The organism is Kitasatospora sp. MBT66 (assembly GCF_000710405.2).
GTDB classification, from domain to species: Bacteria; Actinomycetota; Actinomycetes; order Streptomycetales; family Streptomycetaceae; genus Kitasatospora; species Kitasatospora purpeofusca.
Genome location: NZ_JAIY01000014.1, coordinates 78,607 through 82,133, shown reverse-complemented (window position 1 = coordinate 82,133; position 3,527 = coordinate 78,607). Strand labels below are relative to the sequence as shown.

Genomic DNA, 3,527 nt, shown 5'->3' with positions numbered 1-3,527 from the left:
CGAGCGGCCGCGCTGGGCGATCCCGATCAGCCCGGGGACGAAGTCGGGCACCTCGCGGACCAGGGTGGCGAACTCGTCGATCACCAGCAGCAGCCTGGGCAGCGGGGGCAGCGTCGGGTCCGCGACCCGCTTGGACCGGTACTCGGGGTGGTCCTTGGCCGCGACATCGGCCAGCAGCCTTTCCCGTCGCCGCAGTTCGGCGCCGAGCGACTCCAGGGCGCGCTCCACCAGGTGGGCGTCCAGGTCGGTCACCATACCGAGGTTGTGCGGGAGTTCGGCGCACTCGCGGAACGCCGAACCGCCCTTGTAGTCGACCAGGACGAAGGTGAGCTCGTCCGGGCGGTTGGCGGCGGCCAGCGAGGCCACGAAGGACTGGAGCAGCTCCGACTTGCCGGAGCCGGTGGTCCCGGCGACCAGGGCGTGCGGTCCGTCGCGGACCAGGTCGAGGGTGAGCGGGCCGTCGTAGCCCGTCCCGATCAGGAAGGAGGTGGCGGCCGGGCGCTGGCGCCAGCGGGCCAGCAGGGCGGCGGGGTCCGGCGGTTCGAGCCGCAGCAGGTCCAGCAGCCGGACCAGTTGCGGCAGTCCGGCGTCGTGCTCGGGGCTGACGTCGCGGACCGGCGCGAGCGCCCTGGCCACCTGCTCGCACCAGTCGGCGTCGACCAGGTCGGCGCGCACGTCGGTGAGGTCGGGCGCGCCGGTGCGGCGGACGGTGAGGCGGTGCCCGGCGGCGAGGACGACGGTGCCGCACTCCTCGGGCAGCAGCCGCTCCTGGGCGTCGAGGCAGACGCTGAAGACCCGGACCCCGGGTCCTTCGGTGAGCACCTGCACCATGCCGGGCACGTCGCGCAGGTGCCGGGCCCCGTCCGCGATCACCAGGACGTCCGGTTCGTTGAACATCGCCTTGCCCATGGAGGAGCCGAGCACCCGCCGCCGGGCCTGGATCTGGGCGACCAGTTCGGAGATCCGGTTGGCGGTGGACTCCGGGTCGTTGCCGACGGCCACCACCGGTCCGGCCCCGCCGCCGGGCGGGCGCAGGTGCGGCAGCCACCGCACCCAGGCCCAGCCGTCGGCGCGCGAGCGGTCGGAGAGGACGACGACGCGCAGGTCCCGCGGGCTGTGCAGGACGGCGGACTGGGCGACCAGCCAGCGGGCCAGCGCCTGGACGGCGGGCCCGGTACCGGCCACCCCCACCACGCCGAACTCCGCGACCTCGATGCCGATCGGCACATCGGGGATGCTCCAGCGCACCAGGCGGTGGTTCTCGTCCCGCGCCGGGTCGTCGATCTCCTTCACCGACGGCTGGTCGACCGTACCGATCCGCAGCACCAGGTGATCGGGGTCGTGCCGGCGCCGCTCCCAGAGCCGGCCGCCGGGGCCGGTGGCGGTCAGCGCGACCGTCGCGGGGTCCGGCCCCGCCACTCCGCGCACCCGGCGCTCGCGGTCGGCGGCGGTCCGGACCTCCTGCTCCAGGACCCGGCGCCGGGCCTCGTAGCGGGCCACCGCGTCCTCGTGCTGCTTGCGGTTGCCGCGCCGTCCGACGATCCAGTTGGAGACGGCCATCAGCGGGCTGAAGAGGATGAAGACCAGGTAGAAGTACGACTGGAAGACCGCCACCATGACCATGCCGAGCACGACCGGGGCCAGCATCAGCAGCAGCGGGAAGGGCCGCCGGGAGGGGGCGACCGGCGGCAGCGGCAGCCGGATCCGCTCGGCGTCCAGGTGCGGGACGATCCGCGGCGGGCGGTTGTAGTCGACGCCGATGCCGTCGGCGGACGGCACCACGGCGGCGTCCGGCTCGACCGGCTCGACCAGGCGCAGCAGGGCGGCACCGACGGTGAGGTCGGCGCCCGGCGGCCAGGCGGTGCCGCCGTCGGCTCGGTGGGCGGCCGGACGCGGGTCGTTCCGGCCGGTGCGGCGGGCGGGGGCGGTGTCGCGCTCCCCGGTGCCGCGCTCCCCGGTGCCGCCGCGGTGGGTGCGGTCGGTGTGGGCGTTGCGGTCCTTGGCGGGCGGGCTCGGCGTGCGGAGCGCGACCGCCTCGTCTCCCTCGTCCGCGGGCGGGGTGCCGCCCCCGGGGGCGCCCGGGGCGGAGCCCTCGCCGTCGCTGTCGCCGTAGCCGTAGCCGTCAGTGTCGAAGTCGCTGTCGAAGTCGCTGTCGAAGCCGCGGTCGGCGTCGCTGCCCAGGGTGCTTCCGGGGCTCTTCGACCGGCCGGGGCCGACGGGAGCGCGGTGCCAACTCGCGGAGCCGTCCGGGCCGACGGTCAGCCAGAGGCCGCCCGCGGGCGCGCCGGCAGCCCGGAGGCGGACCGTGCAGGAGGGGTCGGTGCCGATCTCGTGGCTGCCGGGTCCGAGCCGCCAGACCCGCCCCGCTCCCGGACCGAACACGAGGTGCAGTTCCAGTTGGACGGGGTCGCCCGGGCGCCGGTCCGGCGCGCTGCTCCGGACCCGGTCGGGCTCGTCGGCGGGGGCGCCGAGGCCGAGCACCGCGCCCTCCCGCACTCCCGTCCCGGCGACGGCCGTCCCCGGGTCCAACCGCCGCGGCCCGAGGTGGAGTCCGCGCGGGGCGACGGCTCCCGTTCCGGCCAGGAAGGCTTCCATGTCGCCGCCGGAGGAACCGGGGCCGGGACCAGGACCAGGACCGGGGCCGTAGCCGGGTCCGGCGGTCGCGACGGCCGCCGCGGGGTCGGGGTCCCGCCGGTCGAGCGCCGCCGCCAGCTCACCGACGGTCGCACCGGGAGGCAGGTCGAGGACGTGGTCACGGCGGTCGGTGCCGTCGGCGACGGTGACGGTCAGCTTCACCGGGTGGTCTCCAGGAGGTCGGGCAGGCGGGACTGGGCGGGCGGGTCGTCGGCCGGGGTGCCGGGGCACGGCCCGGTCGCGAGGTCAGCCGACGGGCCGGGGCGCGGGCAGCAGGGTGGTCCCGGAGGGACGGGCGGAGACACCGGCCGGGTGCCCGGCCGGGCCCGGCTCGGGCTCGGCGAAGTCGTCCTCGACGTCCGGCTCGGGCTCGGGCTCCGGTTCCGGCTCGGGCTCCGGTTCCGGCTCGGGCTCGGGCTCCGGCTCGGGCTCCGGTTCCGGGCTGAGGTTCGGTTTCGGGTTCGGCGGGGGCCAGGACGCCGCCTCCGGCGGGAGCCAGGACGCCGACTCCGCCTCCGCTTCCGGGAGGGGCTCCGGCCACTCCGCCGCCCCGGGCTCGGCCGGCTCGACCGGCTCCTGCTCCGGTTCCGGTCCACGCAGCAGCAGCCGCAGGGCCGTCGGGTCCGGCACCACCGGGCCGACCCGGAACTGCGGCGCTTCCGAACCGGATCCGCTCCCCTCGTCCGGCTCCGGATACACCGGTCCGACCCGGAACTGCAGCGGCACGAGCGCCAGCGACGTTCCGGTGCCGGGAAGTTCGCCGCCCGGACCGGACTCCTCCGACGGGTCCGACGGGTCGGAAGAGCCCCCGGGCGGTTCCTCGGACGGATCCGGATCCGTCGTCATCACCGTGGCCGACACGGACCCTGCCGTCGACTCCTCGGGCTCCTCGG

General features: G+C 76.6%; 1 protein-coding gene and 1 pseudogene. Both read right to left on the bottom strand.

From position 1 onward, the window contains the following. Nucleotides 1-2,796 (bottom strand): FtsK/SpoIIIE domain-containing protein (locus BI06_RS34895; RefSeq protein ID WP_043475046.1); only part of this gene is annotated, 2,796 nt, incomplete at its 3' end. Between the two features lie 84 nt (nucleotides 2,797-2,880). Then, a pseudogene (locus BI06_RS52625) lies at nucleotides 2,881-3,527 on the bottom strand (hypothetical protein); the annotation flags it as partial.